The 17250-nt window shown below is 72.0% G+C and carries 15 protein-coding genes; 10 read left to right on the forward strand and 5 right to left on the reverse strand.

Annotated features, from left to right (window positions below):
• Nucleotides 1-4 precede the first annotated feature (4 nt).
• The 5 genes from AB1046_RS15805 to AB1046_RS15825 are packed head-to-tail and all read left to right on the forward strand — an operon-like array spanning nt 5 to nt 5444.
• Nucleotides 5-1327, forward strand: a complete 1323-nt coding sequence (locus AB1046_RS15805; RefSeq protein WP_369370251.1) for an NAD(P)/FAD-dependent oxidoreductase — start codon at nt 5-7, stop codon at nt 1325-1327.
• 45 nt (nt 1328-1372) lie between these two features.
• Entirely contained in the window at nt 1373-2470 is a 1098-nt protein-coding gene (locus AB1046_RS15810) for a metalloregulator ArsR/SmtB family transcription factor (RefSeq protein ID WP_369370252.1), read from the forward strand.
• Nucleotides 2471-2502: 32 nt separating this feature from the next.
• Entirely contained in the window at nt 2503-4194 is a 1692-nt protein-coding gene (locus AB1046_RS15815) for an FAD-dependent oxidoreductase (protein ID WP_369375737.1), read from the forward strand.
• A gap of 33 nt (nt 4195-4227) precedes the next feature.
• Entirely contained in the window at nt 4228-4680 is a 453-nt protein-coding gene (locus tag AB1046_RS15820; protein ID WP_369370253.1) for an arsenate reductase ArsC, read from the forward strand.
• Nucleotides 4677-5444 (forward strand): aquaporin, encoded by a 768-nt coding sequence (locus tag AB1046_RS15825; RefSeq protein WP_369370254.1) that lies wholly within the window; start codon nt 4677-4679, stop codon nt 5442-5444. Before AB1046_RS15820 ends, AB1046_RS15825 begins: the two co-directional genes overlap by 4 nt.
• Here the strand turns inward: AB1046_RS15825 and AB1046_RS15830 are convergent.
• Nucleotides 5397-6953 carry an FAD-dependent oxidoreductase gene (locus AB1046_RS15830; RefSeq protein WP_369370255.1) on the reverse strand — a complete coding sequence of 519 codons (1557 nt, stop codon included), beginning with the start codon at nt 6951-6953 and terminating at the stop codon, nt 5397-5399. The two genes, AB1046_RS15825 and AB1046_RS15830, sit on opposite strands and share 48 nt — an antisense overlap.
• 119 nt (nt 6954-7072) lie before the next feature.
• Between AB1046_RS15830 and AB1046_RS15835 the strand changes: the two genes are divergently transcribed.
• A complete protein-coding gene (locus AB1046_RS15835; protein ID WP_369370256.1) occupies nt 7073-7438 on the forward strand; it encodes an ArsR/SmtB family transcription factor in 366 nt (121 codons plus the stop codon).
• Nucleotides 7439-7543: 105 nt separating this feature from the next.
• Entirely contained in the window at nt 7544-8317 is a 774-nt protein-coding gene (locus AB1046_RS15840; protein WP_369370257.1) for a VOC family protein, read from the forward strand.
• Nucleotides 8318-8372: 55 nt separating this feature from the next.
• Here the strand turns inward: AB1046_RS15840 and AB1046_RS15845 are convergent, their stop codons facing one another.
• From AB1046_RS15845 to AB1046_RS15855, 3 genes are read right to left on the reverse strand one after another with little or no spacing between them, the layout of a single operon-like run.
• Nucleotides 8373-9029, reverse strand: a complete 657-nt coding sequence (locus AB1046_RS15845) for a uridine kinase (RefSeq protein WP_369370258.1) — start codon at nt 9027-9029, stop codon at nt 8373-8375.
• 46 nt (nt 9030-9075) lie between these two features.
• A complete protein-coding gene (locus AB1046_RS15850) occupies nt 9076-9567 on the reverse strand; it encodes a CoA-binding protein (protein ID WP_369370259.1) in 492 nt (163 codons plus the stop codon).
• Nucleotides 9564-10934 (reverse strand): O-acetylhomoserine aminocarboxypropyltransferase/cysteine synthase family protein, encoded by a 1371-nt coding sequence (locus AB1046_RS15855; RefSeq protein WP_369370260.1) that lies wholly within the window; start codon nt 10932-10934, stop codon nt 9564-9566. Before AB1046_RS15855 ends, AB1046_RS15850 begins: the two co-directional genes overlap by 4 nt.
• Nucleotides 10935-11013: 79 nt before the next feature.
• Between AB1046_RS15855 and AB1046_RS15860 the strand changes: the two genes are divergently transcribed.
• The gene (locus AB1046_RS15860) at nt 11014-14553 is read left to right on the forward strand and encodes a S41 family peptidase (RefSeq protein WP_369370261.1); all 3540 of its coding nucleotides are present in this window, start codon (nt 11014-11016) and stop codon (nt 14551-14553) included.
• 18 nt (nt 14554-14571) lie between these two features.
• Here AB1046_RS15860 and AB1046_RS15865 read toward each other — a convergent pair whose 3' ends face one another.
• Entirely contained in the window at nt 14572-15264 is a 693-nt protein-coding gene (locus AB1046_RS15865; protein ID WP_369370262.1) for a class I SAM-dependent methyltransferase, read from the reverse strand.
• A gap of 126 nt (nt 15265-15390) precedes the next feature.
• On the opposite strand from AB1046_RS15865, the gene AB1046_RS15870 reads away from it, so the two are divergent.
• Together AB1046_RS15870 and AB1046_RS15875 are read left to right on the forward strand one after the other, a co-directional pair.
• Nucleotides 15391-16362, forward strand: coding sequence for a helix-turn-helix domain-containing protein (locus AB1046_RS15870; protein WP_369375739.1), 972 nt, complete (start codon nt 15391-15393; stop codon nt 16360-16362).
• 79 nt (nt 16363-16441) lie between these two features.
• Nucleotides 16442-17239 carry an amino acid ABC transporter substrate-binding protein gene (locus tag AB1046_RS15875; RefSeq protein ID WP_369370263.1) on the forward strand — a complete coding sequence of 266 codons (798 nt, stop codon included), beginning with the start codon at nt 16442-16444 and terminating at the stop codon, nt 17237-17239.
• Nucleotides 17240-17250: the final 11 nt, after the last annotated feature.

Consider the following 17250-nt stretch of genomic DNA (forward strand, 5'->3'; position numbering starts at 1 on the left):
GCACGTGACCGACTCTGACGAGGACTACGGCCTCGAGACTCCACTGATCGGCCACCCCGAACCGCTGCCGCACGTGGTCGTGGTGGGTGGCGGATTCGCCGGGATGGCCACGGTGCGAGCCCTGAAGGATGCGCCGGTGCGGATCACCCTGATCGACCGCCGCGTCTACAACACGTTCCAGCCGCTGCTCTACCAGGTGGCGACGGGTGGCCTGAACCCGGGCGACGTCACCTACTTCCTGCGCGGCCTGCGGCTGAACCAGAAGAACGTGCACGTGATCCACGAGCACCTGGTCGGGGCGGACCACGCGGCCAAGCGGATCCGCCTGCTCAACGACCACTGGGTCGGCTACGACTACCTCGTGGTGACGGCGGGTGTGACCACCAACTTTTTCGGCACGCCGGGCGCCAAGGAGTACGCGTTCCCGATGTACTCGCGGTCGCAGGCGCTCCGGATCCGCGACAACCTCTTCATCCGCCTGGAGAAGGCCGCGAAGTCGAAGCGGGTCGACGACGGGCTGCGGGTCGTCGTCGTGGGCGGCGGAGCGACCGGGGTCGAGGTCGCGGGCGCGCTCGCGGAGCTGCGCACCGCCGGCCTCGAGCCCGCCTACCCCGAGATCCACGGCGACGCGTTCGAGGTCAAGGTGGTGCAGCGCGGCGGCGAGATCCTCAAGGCGTTCGCGCCCAAGCTCCGGGAGTACGCCGCCAAGGAGCTGCGGCACCGCGGGGTCTCCCTGCACCTGGGCGCCGGCGTGGCCGCCGTGGAGCGTGAGGCCGTCGTGCTCACGGACGGGACGCGCATCCACGCCGACCTCACCGTCTGGTCCGCGGGCGTGCGTCCGCACGAGGAGGTCGCCGCGTGGGGCCTGCCGCAGGACGAGGACGGCCGCATCAAGATCGGCGAGGACATGCAGGTGGAGGGGCTGCCGGGGGTCTTCGCGGCGGGCGACATCGCCGTCTCGCCGTCGGACCTGCCGCAGCTGGCCCAGCCCGCGATCCAGGGCGGCCTCGTGATCGCCCGGAACATCCGGGCCCTGCTCGAGGGCCGCCCCTTGCAGAACCTGCGCTACATCGACAAGGGCACGATGGCGGTGATCGGCCGGCGCGCCGCGATCGCCGAGATCAACCTGCCGGGCGGCAAGCCGCTGCGGATCACCAAGGGCTCAGCGTGGCTGGTCTGGCTGTTCGTGCACATCATGTCGCTTGTCGGCCCCCGTAACCGGGTCACCACACTCGCGGGCCTGACCACGCGCTACGGGTTCTGGTTCCACCGGCGGCCGATCCCGATCGTCGGCGACGTCCCGACGGTGCGGCCGCCCCGGACGTGACGCGCTAGCCTTGCGCTCTGTATCGATGAGTGTCAACATAGAGACATGTCGATACAAGAGGGAGCTTCCTCTGCGGAGGCGCACGCGATCGGGGCCGACGCCGCCGCGGATCTTGCGTCGACGCTCAAGGCCATCGCCGACCCGCTGCGGCTCCGCATGCTGTCGGCCATCGCGAGCTCACCCACCGGCGAGACGACGGCAGGTGAGCTCGCGACGCTGACCGCCGTCTCGCAGCCCACCGTGTCGCACCACCTCAAGGTGCTGCGGGACGTCGGCCTGCTCACCTCGGACCGCCGCGGCACCTGGGTCTGGTATCGCATCGCGCCCGCGTACCGGGGTGCGGTCACCACCCTGCTCGACCGGTTCGCCCCGGCGGCCGTCGAGGTGCACGGCGGCCTGGCCGGAGCCGCCGCGGCGGGAAGCGCGGCGGCGGGACACGGCGAGGTGGCCGGTCTCGACAACGTGGAGCCGGCCCTCGACCGGCTCGCGACTTCGCTTGCCGAACGGTTCCCCGGCACGCCCGAGCGTGAGTGCTTGCGCGTGGTCCGGGAGTCGTTCGCGGCGCTTGCCCGCCGCGGCGGCCACGCCGCCTACCTCGTCCCCCTCACCGAGCACTTCGCGCGGCAGCGCATCATCGACGCCGAGAAGGTGCGGGCGCTGGACGCCGAGCACAAGCCGCAGGTGCTCTTCGTGTGCGTCGCCAACGCCGGGCGGTCGCAGCTCGCCGCGGCGCTGATGCAGCACTACGCCGGCGACCGGGTGGTGGTCCGGTCCGCCGGTTCGGCACCCGCGAGCGACGTGCACGCGGCAGTGCGCACCATCCTCGACGAGCTCGGCGACCCGGTCGCCGCGGACACGGTCGACGACGTCAGCCGCTTCTACCCCAAGCCTCTGACCGACGACGCCGTCCGCGCGGCCGACGTCGTGGTGACGATGGGCTGCGGTGACGCCTGCCCGATCCTGCCGGGGAAGCGGTACGAGGACTGGATGGTCGGCGACCCCGCGCTGGCCTCCCCGGCCGGGGTCGCCGCCATCCGGGACGAGCTGGACGGGCGGGTGCGCGGGCTGCTCGCGTCGCTGCTGACGTCTCCACCGACACCCGGACCAACGGCCCGGCCGACCACGACCGGAGAATCTCGATGAGCGCCTCGGCGAGGCCGTGGCAGCCCCGGCCGTTGAAGGTCGTCATCGTCGGATCGGTCGCGGCCGGCACATCGGCGGCCGCCAAGGCTCGGCGCAACACCGAGACCGCGCAGATCACCGTGTACGAGCGCGACCACGACATCTCCTACTCCGGGTGCGGCCTGCCCTACTTCGTCGGCGGGGAGGTCGACGGGATCGACGAGCTGACGCCGCGCGACCCGGCCTGGTTCAAGGCCCGGTACAACGTCGACGTGCGCACCGGGCACGAGGTCACCGCCGTGGATGCGGAGGCCCGCACCGTGACGGTCCGTGACCTGACCACCGGCCGCACCTTCGTTGACGGCTACGACGAGCTGGTGCTGGCGACGGGTGTGCGCAGCGTGGTCCCGCCGCTCGCCGGCATAGACCTGCCAGGGGTGTTCACGGTCCGCAACCCGTCCGATGCGCGGGCGATCCGCGAATGGGTCGAGCAGCGCCAGGTGCGCCGCGCCGTCGTCGTGGGCGCCGGCTACATCGGGCTGGAGATGACCGAGCAGCTCACCAGGCGCGGCATCGAGGTGACCGTGGTCGAGGCGCTGGAGCACGCGATGCCCCGGATGGACACCGACATGTCCGCGCGCGTCGATGCGGAGCTGCGCCGCAACGAGGTCGACCTGCGCCTGTCCACACGCGTCGCCGCGATCGAGGGGGACGACGACGGTGTGACCGGCGTGCGCGTCGGTTCGCCGGACGACGGCGATACCGTCCCGGCCGACCTGGTGATCGTCGCGGTGGGCGTGCGGCCCAACCTGGAGCTTGCGCAGCAGGCCGGGGTGCGGATCGGTCCCACGCACGCAATCGCCGTCGACCGGCAGGGCCGTACCAGCGTGAAGCACCTGTGGGCGGTGGGAGATGTCGCCGAGTCGTTCAACCTCATCACCGGCGAGCCGATGTGGGTGCCGCTCGGCTCCACCGCGAACAAGACGGGCCGCATCGCCGGCGACGCGATGACCGGGGGCAGGCTCGAGCACCGCGGAATCCTCGGCACCTCCATCGTGCGTGTATTCGATCTGGGTGTCGCCCAGACCGGGTTCACCGAGGAGCAGGCGCGCGCCGCCGGGTACGACATCGAGGTGCTGCACAACATCAAGCCCGACCGGCCGGAGTACCTGGGTGGCAAGCCCTTGGTGATCAAGGCCGTTGCCGACCGGGCCTCGAGCAGGCTGCTCGGCGCCCAGGTGATCGGGGCGTCAGGAGCGGACAAGCGGATCGACGTCCTGGCCACCGCGATCACCTTCGGCGCCCATGTCGCCGACCTGTTCCACCTCGATCTCGCCTACTCCCCCACCTACGCCACCAAGGACCCGGTGCACTACACCGGCATGGCGCTGGCCAACGCGATCAGCGGTCAGGCGCCGCTCGTCACCCCGGCCGAGCTGGACCGGCGTCGGGCCGACGGAGAGCGGATCCAGGTGGTGGACGTGCGCTCCGCGAAGGACCGTGCGAAGTCCGCCGTGCCGGACTCGGTGCACATCCCCCTGGACCAGCTGCGGCAGCGGTCGGGCGAGCTTGATCCGAACCTGCCCACAGTGACCTACTGCAACAAGGGTGTCACCGGGAACGCGGGCCAGAACGTGCTGCGCAACCTCGGCTTCTCCGACGTCGCGAACCTCTCGGGCGGGAACCAGAACTACCAGCAGAGCCACCGGACGCGCGCCCCGGCGCCGTCCCGAGCAGACCACTAGTCCGAACGATCCACGTACCGCAATGGAGAGCCCGTGTCCGAGCCCCAGACCCAGACCCAGACCCAGACCCAGACCCAGACCAAGCCGTCCGCCCTGTTCGTCTGCGTGCACAATGCGGGCCGGTCCCAGATGGCCGCGGGTTTCCTCCGCGCGCTGTCCGACGGCGCCGTCGAGGTCCGGTCCGCCGGGTCCATGCCCGCCGAGATGATCAACCCGGTCGCCGTGGAGGCCATGCTCGAGAAGGGCATAGACATCCGCGAGGAGAGGCCGAAGGTGCTGACCACCGAGGCGGTCGAGGCGTCCGACGCCGTCATCACCATGGGCTGCGGCGACGCCTGCCCCTACTACCCCGGCAAGAACTACCAGGACTGGGAGCTCGACGACCCGGCAGGCCAGGGCATCGAGGCCATCCGCCCCATCCGCGACGAGATCGAGCGGCGCGTACGCGGCCTGATCGCCGAGCTCGGCGTGCAGCCGGTCGCGTGAGCGCATCTCGTCCCGTCCCCGGCCCCGCGCCGTTGTGGCGGCGGGTGGCCGGCGAGGCCCTCGGGACCGGGCTGCTGGTCGCGACGGTGGTCGGGTCCGGTATCGCAGCAGCGAACCTGTCGCCCGACGACGTCGGACTGCAGCTCCTGGAGAACTCGATCGCCACCGCGCTCGGCCTCGCCGTGCTGATCTCCGTGCTCGGGCCCGTGAGCGGAGCGCACCTCAATCCCGTGGTGACCCTGGTGGACCAGGTCCTCGGCCCGCGCGAGCCTGCCGGGAGGCGGCTCGGCGAGGTCGCCGCCTACATCGGCGCGCAGGTAGCCGGCGCGATCGGGGGCGCACTGCTGGCGAACGCCATGTTCGGTGAGCCGACGTCGATCGCGACCACGGAGCGGGAGTCGGGCGCCGCGTTCCTCGCCGAGGTTGTTGCCACGGCGGGCCTCGTCCTGGTGATCTTCGGCCTGATGCGCGCCGGGCGCGCCGGCCTGGTCGCCCCGGCCGTGGGCGCCTACATCGGCGCTGCGTACTGGTTCACCAGCTCGACAGCGTTCGCCAACCCGGCCGTCACCGTGGGCCGCATGTTCAGCGACACCTTCGCGGGGATCGCGCCCGGCTCCGTGCTGCCGTTTGTGCTGGCGCAGCTGGTCGGCGGGGCGATCGGCGTCGGGCTGACCGCCGTGCTGTACCCGGCCCGACCCGGGCCGGGTACAGCGGGGTCAGTCGGCCGACCGGCCGTGCGCCACTCCCGTGCTGAAGCCGACTGATCCGGTCGGCACTGATCCCGTTGCCGGCGTGCCCGCCGGCGCTGCCCCGATCGTGACCTGCTGGGAGCCGGCCGGAGCGGCACAGCACGACCCGGACCCTGAGGTGGCGAGCTCTGGCGAGACGACCCCGTCCTCGTCGGCGGCCATGGCGAGGTCGGACGAGCAGACGCCGGTCTGCGGGAGGTTCAGCTCGACGGAGTCGGCCGCCGCACGATCGCCGGCCAGCGCGGCGGCGATGGACCGGACCTGCTCGTACCCGGTGGCAAGGAGGAAGGTCGGGGCCCTGCCGTAGGACTTCATGCCCACCAGGTAGAAACCGGCGTCCGGGTGCGCGAGCTGGGCCTCGCCGTGCGCGGGGACGGTGCCGCAGGAGTGGAAGTTCGGGTCGATGAGCGACGCGATCTGCCGGGGCGCCTCCACCACGGGGTCGAGGTCGAGCCGGACCTCCCGCAGCATCGCCAGGTCAGGCCGGAAGCCGGTGGCGGCCGCGATGTTGTGCACGGTCAGGTCGAGGACGCCGTCGTCGCCGTCGCGGCGCGCCGTGCCGAGGACGCGCACCGTGTCTCCGCCGACGGATTCGTTGGTGCCGACCGACGGCACGAGCCGGTCGATCACCACCCGGGTGAGCAGCTCGATCCGACCAGCCTGCACCGCGTCGCGCAGCCGGGTGCCGAGCAGGCCACGCGCGGGAAGCTCGTCGTCCGCCCCGCCGCCGTACAGGCGGCGCGGCGATCCGCTACGGATCGCCCAGGTGATCCTGGTCCTGGGTGCGTCTTGTTCGGGTGTGTCCTGCTCGGCGAGCTCGACCAGGCTGAGCAGGGTGTTCGCCGCCGAGTGGCCCATGCCGACCACCAGCGTGTGTCGGCCGGCGAACAGGTCCCGGTCACGGCCGAGCACGTCCGGCAGGGCGCCCCTGAGGAAGCGCGCCGACGTCTCCTCGCCCATGGCGGGCAGGCCCGAGGTCCCCAGCGGGTTGGGCCGCTCGAAGGTTCCGGACGCGTCGATCACCGCCTGCGCGCGGATCTCCTCGACAGCGCCGACGAGACCAGCGCTGGCACCTTCCGCAGGTCCGGTAGTGACCCGCACCAGGTAGGGCAGCCGCTCGCGCCCCAGCGAGCGGGAGCGGTCCGCGCCGTCCCTGGTCACGGCGAGCACCCGCACGCCATAGCGGATCTGCGCCCCGGCGGACTCGACGAGCGCGGCAGCCAGTGGTTCGAGGTAACGCTCGACGAGGTCAGCGCCCGCAGGTAGCGCGTCCGGGTCGGGCTCGTCCCACTGGTCTTCCTCCGTGCCGGAGGTGAGCAGACGGCGGGCGGCGGCGTCGACGTCGTACCGCCATGGCGAAAAGAGCCGCACATGCCCCCATTGCGCGACGGCGGCCCCAGGGCCGTCGCCGGCCTCCAGGACCAGGGGTTCGAGCCCGCGCTCGGCGAGGTGGGCCGCGGCGGCCAGGCCTACTGGACCCGCGCCGATCACCACGACCGGAAGGTTCTGCGCTGTCGTCGTCATGTTCCCGTCACCATCTTCTCTGTTCGTCGCTGTCATGCACTGTCGGTCAGATTGAAGAACTTCGATGCGTTACTGAGCAGAACATATCCAGAAACTTCGATGCGTGGCAAGATGGGGGCATGACGACGATCGCGATCGAGACCACACCGGCAGCTTCGCCGTCCGGCGCCTGCTGCGCTCCCCTCGTCCGGGAAGCTGCCGACCCGGCCGCCGCCGCGGAGCTCGCCCGCTCCTTCAAGGCGCTGGGCGACCCCACCCGGGTGCGGCTGCTCTCGATCGTCGCGGCGCACGACGGCGGCGAGGCCTGCGTGTGCGACCTCACCGAGCCGGTCGGCCTGAGCCAGCCCACGGTGAGCCACCACCTGAAGATCCTGGTCGACGCCGGTCTGCTCGCCCGGGAGCAGCGGGGCAAGTGGGCCTACTACTCGGTGGTGCCCGGGTCCCTCGACCGGCTCGGTGCGTTGCTCAACGAGGCGGCGAAGTAGCAGGATCGCGCGGGCGGTCGGGGCCTCGGCGGGGAGTGTCAGTGACCAGGTGCAAGGTAGGAGCGTAAGCACTCCTCGTATGACCACCTCTTGAAGGGCCGAGTCATGACCGAACCCACGTCCACCGAGCAGACTTCCGCAGACGGCAAGGGCGCCGCGCCCGTGTCCGGCGGGATCGGCACTCTGAAGACCGTGGCCCTGGACGTCCCTGACCTCGCCGTCGAGGCCACCTTCTGGACGGCCCTGACGGGCGGTGCCGTCGACAAAGATTCCGACGACTGGGACTGGGTCACCGTGGTCACTCCCGACCAGTGGCGCATCGCGTTCCAGCTTGCGCCTGACCACATAGCACCGCAGTGGCCGGGTCAGGAGCACCCCCAGCAGGCGCACCTCGACCTGTACGTACCGGACCTGGCGGCCGGGAGCGCCCGCGCGGTGGAGCTCGGGGCGCGCGTCCTGCGGGAGAGCGAGCAGTGGATCACCCTCGCCGACCCCGCCGGGCATCCCTTCGACCTCTGTCTCAAGGAAGGGTCGGAGGGCGTCGCGGTCATGGGCACCACGTTCGACTGCGCCGACGCATCGGCGCTCGCCCAGTTCTGGTCGGGTGTGCTGGGTCAGCCGGTGACCTACGACGCCGACGGCGTCGCCATGCTCGGCGGCGACAGGCCGGTGCTCTTTCAGTCCGTCGAGGAGTACAACCCGCCGCGATGGCCGGATCCCGCTTACCCACAGCAGGTCCACCTCGACATCCGGGTGCCCGATCTCGATGCCGGCGAGGCAGCGGCACTCGCACTCGGTGCCGCACGCCTCCCCGGCCAGGGTGACGGGTTCCGGGTGTTCGCCGACCCGGCGGGGCATCCGTTCTGCCTGGTGCTCTGACCGGGGCTGGTGCTCTGGCGCCGGCTGGCGCTCCGACTCGGGGCGGTTCGCCGGTTCAGGCGTGCGTGAGGGCGGGGTGGTCCGGGTGGTCCACCCGGACCACCAGGTCCGGCAAACCCTCGATCTCGCGTGCGTACTGCTCGTAGGCGGGGATCGTCCACGTCTGCTCGGGTGGCGTCCGACGCCGGATCGTGGCCGGCTTGAGCGAGAGGTGCACCGCGACGTCGACGTCGAGCCCCCGGCCGATCGCGAGTGCGCCGTCGAGCACCAGGACGGTTCCCGGCGCGGTGGACACGTAAGCGGAACGGGTGGCCCGATCGGTGTCCGGGTCGCGCAGGCTGGGCAGGTACTCCCGCCGCTCGACAACACGGGTCAGGGCCTCACGGTTCAGCGCACCGACGTCGATCCAGCTGTCGAGCAGGCTGTCCGGGTCCTCGCGCCCCCGCTCGAGGCGTAGCGACCGCGGTCGAAGGTAGTCACCGACGCTGACCCGGGCCGTGGGGCGGCCCGCCGCTTCGAGCGGCGCGACGAGCGCGTCGGCAAGCCGCTCCGGACGTGTGGACGGGTGCCCGTCGATGAGCAGCCGCACCGGAGAGCCGGCGTCGTGGCGCCCCGATGGCGCGCCAGCCCGGTCCCCCGAGCAGGCGAGGACGAGGTCGACGATGCGTTCGACGAGGACCGTCTCGCTGACCGGCTCTGCGCGTGTGCTCATCGTGAGGTGACTCTAGGACGTGCGCTGGGTTCAGCGATCAATGGTGCTAGCGGTCCGCCCGGCGGGAGCTGATCACGCCGGTGTCGAACCCCGCCAGATGCAGGCCGCCATGGAATCGCGCGTGCTCGATCTTGATGCACCGGTCCATCACCACCTTCAGCCCGGCGGCCTCGGCCTTGCGCGCCACGTCCTCGTGCCAGGAGCCGAGCTGCAGCCACAGCGTCTTGGCGCCCACGGCCAGTGTCTCGTCGAGCACGGAGGGCAGGTCGTCGTGCCGCCGGAAGACGTCGACGAGGTCGGGGACGACGGGCAGGTCGGCCAGGCTCGGGTACACGGGATGGCCCAGGATCTCGGTTGCGTGCGGGTTCACGAAGTACAGGTCGTACGGGGAGGAGGAGAGCAGGTACGTCGCCACGAAGTAGCTCGCCCGCGCCGGGTTGGTCGACGCCCCGACTATCGCTATCGACTTGGTGGAGCGCAGGATCCGGAGCCGTTCGGGCGCGCTCGGACCCTGCCAGGTCCTGGTGGTCTCGCTCATCGGTTCGCTCCCGTCGCCTTGGTCAGGGCCTGGTCGAGGTCCCAGAGGATGTCGTCGAGGTCCTCCAGGCCCACGGAGATGCGGACCAGGTCCTCGGGCACGCCCGCGGCCTCAAGCTGGTCGCCCGACAGCTGCTGGTGCGTCGTCGACGCCGGGTGGATCACCAGGGTGCGCGAGTCACCGACGTTCGCCAGGTGCGAGGCGAGCTGCAACGCCTCGATGAACAGCCGGCCGGTCTCCCGGCCGTCGAGGGCGGATTCGGCGTCGGACAAGCCGCCGTCGGCGAGTGCACCAACGCCGTCGGACGCGCCGACCGCCGGGGCCTGCAGACCGAAGGCGAACACCGAGCCCGGCCCGAGCGGCAGGTACTTCTGCGCGCGCTCGTAGTGCGGGTGCGACGGGAGGCCGGCCCAGAGCACGTAGGAGACGCGCGGGTCGGAGTCGAGCCACTCGGCGACGGCGCGGGCGTTCTGAAGGTGTGCGTCCAGGCGGTGCGGCAGGGTCTCGATGCCCTGCAGCAGCTGGAACGCGGACTGCGCCGAGAGCGCGGGCCCGATGTCGCGCAGCTGCTCGGACCGCAGCTTGGTGAGGAACCCGTACTCGCCGAAGTTCCCCCACCAGCTCACGTTCCCGTAGGACGGGACGGGCTCGGTCATCTGCGGGAACTTCCCGTTGCCCCAGTCGAACCGGCCCGACTCCACCACGACGCCGCCGAGCGTGGTGCCGTGCCCGCCGAGGAACTTCGTCACGGAGTGGATCACGATGTCGGCGCCGTGCTCGATCGGCCGGGTCAGGTACGGCGTCGCGAGCGTCGCGTCCACGACCAGGGGGATGCCCGCGGCGTGGGCCACCTCGGCGAGCCCTTCGAGGTCGGCGACCTCACCCGACGGGTTGGCAACGACCTCCGTGTACAGGACCTTGGTCTCGGGTGTGATCGCGGCGGCATAGTCCGCGGGATCGGTGCCCGGCACAAAGGTCGTCTCGACGCCGAAGCGGCGCAGGGTCACATCGAGCTGCGTCACCGTTCCGCCGTACAGCTGCGCGGACGCGACCACGTGGTCCCCCGCACCGACGAGCGCGGCGAAGGTGATGAACTCGGCCGACATGCCCGACGCCGTCGCGACCGCGCCGATGCCGCCCTCCAGCGACGCGAGGCGCTCCTCGAGCGCTGCGACAGTCGGGTTGCCGATGCGCGAGTAGATGTTGCCGTACTTCTGCAGCGCGAAGAGGTTCGCGGCGTCGGCGGTGTCCTTGAACACGAACGACGTGGTCTGGTAGATCGGCACCGCCCGCGCCCCGGTCGCCGCGTCGGGGATGCCCCCGGCGTGGAGGGCCCGCGTGCGGAACCCGAAGGTGTGCTCGGTCACGAGAGCCAGCGTAGGGCTCGCCTGCTGCCCACAGCGATTCCCAGTGACGGGTGTCAGACCCCGCGAGTACGTTGAACCGGTGACCAAGCCCTATCTCCGGTACCCCCACATCCACGGCGACCAGGTCGCCTTTGTAGCCGACGACGACGTCTGGCTCGCCCCCGTGTCCGGCGGCCGCGCATGGCGCCTGACCAGCGATCACGCCCCCGCCACCACACCGCGCTTCTCGCCCGACGGCACGCGGCTGGCGTATGTGTCCCACCGGGACGGCCACCCCGAGGCCTACGTGGTCGAGCTGTCCGACGGTGCCACCCGGCGCCTCACCTGGTTCGGCGGCACCGCGACGACGGTGCTCGGCTGGGACGACGCCGGCCGGGTGCTCGTCTCCTCCAACGCCGGCACGCACGAGCGGTCCCTGACCGTGGTGCGCGCGGTGGGGCTCGACGGCGTGGTCGAGACCCTGCCCTACGGGGCCGCCTGGGGTGTCGCCGAGCATCAGGGCGCGGACGGCGCCCGCACGACCGCCCTCGTCTCCGCGGGCTACCGCACCCCCGCGTACTGGAAGCGATACCGCGGCGGCACGGCCTCGGTGCTGTGGCTCGACCGCGGCCCGGCCGGGCCCGACGGCGCGGCCGACTGGCAGCGCCCCCTGCCCAGCGACACCGCCGGCACCTACGACCCGATGTGGATCGGCGACGCGCTCGTGTTCACGTCCGACCGTGCGGCGACGTTCCCCGACCACGCCGACGAACAGGCGAACCTGTGGGTGTGGGACGGCCTGGCGACCGGCACCCAGGCCCCTGAGCCGCGACAGCTCACCACCCAGACCGAGGCCGAGGGCTACGTCCGCGACGCGTCGTCCGACGGCGCGCGCATCGTGTGGCACAGCCGTGGCGACCTCTGGCTGCTCGACGAGCTGGCCGGCGCTCCACGCCGCCTGGACATCACGCTCACCAGCGCCCTCCCGCAGCCGTACTCGGCCGACCCGCACTCGACGCGGACCAGCATCGACGGCCTCGCTGTCGACAAGACCGGCGACGCGAGCGTCGTGGGCTGGCTCGGCACCGCGTTCTGGGTGACGCATCGCGCGGGCCCTGCCCGGGCGCTGGTCGCCGACCCGTCGGTCCGCGTGCGCGAGCCCGTGCTGCTCGGCGATACCGGTCGGGCGGCCGTGGTGACCGACGCGCCGCACCGCTCGGGCGCGGACGAGAGCCGGGAGGACGCCCTTGAGATCCACGCGCTCCCCGGCACCTCGGGCGTCGCCCCAGACGCCACGCCGCAGCGCCTCGCGGCCGGCGAGCTGGGCCGGGTGCTGCACCTTGCCGCCAGCCCCAACGGCGACGTGGTCGCGGCGATCTCGCACGACGGGCGGGTGAGCCTGGTCGCCGTGCCCACCGACGACGATGCCGACACCGGCACCGGCGGAGACACGAGCGCCGTCGTGCCCGGCACCATCACACTGCTCGGCCGGTCCACGAACGGCGAGGCGGAGTCCCCGACGTTCTCCCCGGACGGGCGGTACCTCGCCTGGTCCAGCCCGACCGGCGCCGAGGGCGACTACCACCAGATCCTCGTGGCGGACCTGCACTCCGAGACCCCGACGGGGACCCCGCTGACCTCGGGCCGGTTCCACGACTTCTCGCCGGCGTTCAGCGACGACGGCAAGTACGTCGTGTTCCTCTCGAACCGCACGTTCGACCCGTCCTACGACTCGCACGAGTTCGCCCTGTCGTTCAGCGCCGCGACGCGGCCCTGGCTCATCCCGCTGTCAGCGACCGAGCCTGCGCCGTTCGGGCCGAGCGCCGACGGCTGGCGCCTGAGCAAGCCGGACGAGAAGGACGGCGACAAGCACGCCGACAAGGACGCCGACAAGGACGCCGACAAGGACGCCGGAAACGACGCCAGCAACGATGGCGACGCCAGCGACACGGAGGGCACCGAGCACAACAAGAGCAAGCCCGACGAGGCCTCGCCCGACATCGACTTCTACGGCGCCGAGGAGCGTGTGGTGCCGTTCCCGGTGACCTCGGGCCGCTACCGCGACCTGCTCGCTGCCAAGGGCGGTGTGCTCTGGGTGCACGAGACCGACGATGCGGGCGTGCTCGGCTCGCGGCACGCCGGTGCGGAGGACGAACCGACGCCCAACGCGCTGCAGTTCTGGTCGTTCGAGGCGCGCAAGGCCACGGACATCGCGGAGAAGGTGAGCTCGTACGCCGTCTCAGGCGATCGCGAGCGTCTGGTGATCCGGTCGGGATCCGGGCTCAGCACGCAGTCGGCCACGAGCAAGCCGGGCGACGAAGACCCCAGCGCGTTCGACATCGACCTGTCGCGCGTCCGCTACGAGGTGGACCCGCGCGCCCAGTGGCACCAGATGTTCGACGAGAACGCCCGCATCATGCGCGACCACTACTGGCGCGCGGACATGAACGGCGTCGACTGGGACGGCGTGGTGGCGCGGTGGCGTCCCCTCGTCGACCGGCTCGCCACGCACGACGACCTGGAGGACGTGCTCTGGGAGACGGTCGGCGAGCTCAACACGTCGCACGCCTATGTGCGGCGGCCGCACGAGCCGGGTGACACCTCCCGCAAGCTCGGCCTGCTCGGCGCGGACCTCGCCCGGACCGCCGAGGGCTGGCGGATCGAGCGGGTGCTGCCGAGCGAGTCGTCCGATCCGGGGGCGCGGTCGCCGCTGCGCGCGGCGGGTGTCGACGCGCGGCCCGGCGACCTGATCGTCGCCGTGGACGGACGACCAGTGGACCCGGTGGCCGGCCCGGCGGCGAACCTGGTCGGCGCGGCCGAGATCCCAGTCGAGCTCACGCTCCGACGACCGCCTACGACGGATGATGACGCGGCGGGCCCCGAGACCACGGATGCTGGAGCGGCAGGCGGCGACTCGACCAGCAGCGACCGCCGGGTCGTAGTCGTGCCGCTCGCCAACGAGTCCGACCTGCGCTACCAGGACTGGGTGCGGTCGCGCCGCGAGTACGTCGCCGAGAAGTCCGGCGGGCGGCTCGGCTACGTGCACGTCCCGGACATGATGAGCACCGGGTGGGCGCAGCTGCACCGCGACCTGCGGCTCGCCGCGGACTGCGAGGGCATCGTCGTGGACGTGCGGTTCAACGGCGGCGGGCACACCTCGCAGCTCGTGATCGCGCGGCTGGCCGCACGCGTCGCGGGCTGGGGGCTGAACCGGCACTACGACCGCCCGACCCCCTACCCGGACCGCGCACCGCGCGGCCCGGTGGTGCTCGTCACCAACGAGTACGCGGGGTCCGACGGCGACATCGTGAATGCGGCCGCGCAGGCGCTCGACGTCGGGCCGGTGATCGGCGTGCGGACGTGGGGCGGTGTGGTCGGCATCGACGGCCGCTTCGAGCTGGTGGACGGTACCGGCATCACCCAGCCGCGGTACGCCTTCTGGCTCGACGGCAAGGGGTTCGACGTGGAGAACCACGGTGTGGACCCCGACATCGAGGTGCGGCACACGCCGGCGGACTACTTCTCCGACGTCGACCCGCAGCTCGAAGCCGGCATGGCCGAGGCGTTCCGCCGGCTGGCGGAGCGTCCCGCGGCGGCACCCCCGGCGCTGCCGGAGCCGAAGGTGCGCCGCCGGTCGTAGCCGCGGGCCCGCGACCGGTCAGTCGCGGGTGGCCTGCACAAACGTGATCGGCCCGAAGCGATGCTCCACGTGCGCCACCTCGCGGGCGTCGGTGAACCCGGCGTCCGCGAGGAGGCGCAGCAGGCCGCCCTCGAGATTCCGGGCCGTGTGCGGGTTGGCGGCCACGGCCGAATGGCCGCGGCCGGATCTGCCGTGCGCGCCGTCAGCTCTCCCGAAGTCCACGATCGTCACCTTGCCGCCGGGCCGGAGCACCCGGAGCGCCTCGCTCCCGAACCGGACCCGCGCCTCGTCGGGCACGTGGTGCAGCGCGAGGGAGGACACGATGTGGTCGAGCGATCCGTCGTCGGCGGGGAGCCGCTCGGCGAAGCCCTGGACGAGGGTGAGCGGCTCCCGCAGCCGGGACGCCTTGCGGGCCGCGAGGCGCAGGGCGGCTGCGTCGGGATCGAGGCCGGTGACCCGTGCGGCCGGCTGCGCACGCAGCACGGCGAGCGACAGGTTCGCGGTGCCGCAGCCGACGTCGAGCACGGACTGCCCGGGGGCGATGTCCGCGAGCGCCACCGTCCGCTCGTGCAGGGGCCGCACGCGGGAGAACCGCGAGAACACGTCGTAGAGCGGAAGCAGCCAGGGCTTGCCCATTCCCGGCAGGAACTCGCGCTCGCGTTCCTCGGGGGTGCGGTGGTCGAGGATCCGTACCGTGGTGGTGTCGTTCATCTCTCCAGCATTGGACATCCTGCGGTGTGCTGGCAGGACGGAAGTCGGTGACGACTGCACGATCCTCGGTCGGGGAGTAGCGTCGGGCGCGGCACTACGACGGCGACAGGGGACGGTGACGTGACGATGGCACCTGCTCAGGCTCGGTTGCGTACCGTGCGCCCGGACGGCACCCCGGTCTACCGGCACCCGGCGCGCCCCGGGGCCGCGCAGGTCCAGGTGACCCGGATCGACTTCGAGGCCGAGCACCCGCACCTGCCGCCCGACCACCGGCACGCGCACGACTTCCTGGTGCTCGTCTACATCGAGCGGGGCGGCGGCACGATCACGCTGGGTGGCCGGGACACGCCGCTGCGCGACGGCGATGTGCACACCGTCGCGCCGGGTGAGGCGATCAGCTCGGCGTCGCTCGCGGACCTGCACCACTGCCGGGCCTGGAGCGTGGCTTTCACGCCCGACGCCGTCCCGTCGCTCGCCTCGGTGTCGCCCCTCGCCTGGGCGCACCACCCGCTCCTGGCGCTGTTCTCCGCGGGCTCGGTGGGCTCCACGGGATCGGCAGGTTCGGCGGGTTCCACAGGTTCGGCGGGTTCAGCAGGTGCCACGGGTTCCGGACACGTCCCGGAGGCCGAGCGCCCCCGCTGGTCGGCGTGGCTGGCAGACCTCGCGGAGGAGCTGGCGGAGCCGGACCGGCTCGGGGCGCGGGAGGCGGCGGCGGCCCTGCTGACGCGGGTGCTCATCGGGGCGGCGCGCCTGGCGCCGTCGGCCCCCGCACCGCCCGACCCGCTCGTGACGCGGGTCTTTGACGAGATCGAGACGACGTTCCGTGAACCGGTCTCCGCGTCCGACGTCGCTCGGGCGCTGGGTTACACGCCCGGGCACCTGACCACCGTGGTCCGGGTGCGCACGGGCCGCACCCTGCTCGAATGGATCACCGAGCGCCGGATGACCGAGGTGCGCCGGCTGCTCCGCGAGACCGACCTGCCGCTTGGTGTCGTCGCGGCGAGGACGGGGCTGCGCGACGCGGCGTACCTGGTTCGGCGGTTCAAGGGTCGGTACGGGATCACGCCGGAACGCTGGCGTCGGAGCGAACGTGCGTGAGTTCAGTCTTTCTATCGGCTAACTTTGGGTCACGCATCGGCACGACCGATATGTGCCGCCCACGAACGGAGCCATCAACATGCCTCGCAACCGCGCCTTTCTCTCGGCCGTCGCAGCCTCGGCTGCCCTCCTGGCCCTGACCGGCTGCGGCAGCTCCGGCGAGCCTGGCGGCGCGGGCGAGGAGCTCGGGCTGGTGTCCGGGGACACGTTGACCGTCGCCACGGAGGGCACGTACCGGCCGTTCAGCTACCACGACGAGACGGGTGAGCTGGTCGGGTACGACGTCGAGGTCGCGCAGGCCGTCGCCGAGAACCTGGGCCTGGAGATCGAGTTCCAGGAGACCCAGTGGGACGCGATCTTCGCCGGCCTGGATGCCGGCCGCTTCGACACCATCGCGAACCAGGTGACCATCACCCCGGAGCGTGAGGCCGACTACGTCTTCTCGACGCCGTACACGGTGTCGACGGGTGTGCTCGTCGTGAGCGCGGACAACACCGACATCACCAGCTTCGCCGACCTCGACGGCCGGACGACCGCCCAGTCGCTCACCAGCAACTGGCGCGAGCTCGCCGAGGAGAGCGGTGCGACGGTCGAGGGTGTCGAGGGCTGGGCCCAGGCGGTGGCGCTCCTGGAGGAGGGCCGCGTGGACGCCACGATCAACGACAGCCTCACCTACCTCGACTACGCGAACACCGAGGACGCCTCGGGCATCAAGGTCACCGCGGAGACCGAGGAGGAGTCGCAGTCGGCGTTCGTCGTGACGCCGGAGCGCGAGGCCCTCGCCACGGCGATCGACGGCGCCCTGGCTGACCTGCGCGCCGACGGCACCCTCGCCGAGCTGAGCGAGCAGTACTTCGGCGAGGACGTCTCCGAGTGAGCCCGCGCACC

Source organism: Promicromonospora sp. Populi (genome assembly GCF_041081105.1).
Taxonomy (GTDB): Bacteria; Actinomycetota; Actinomycetes; order Actinomycetales; family Cellulomonadaceae; genus Promicromonospora.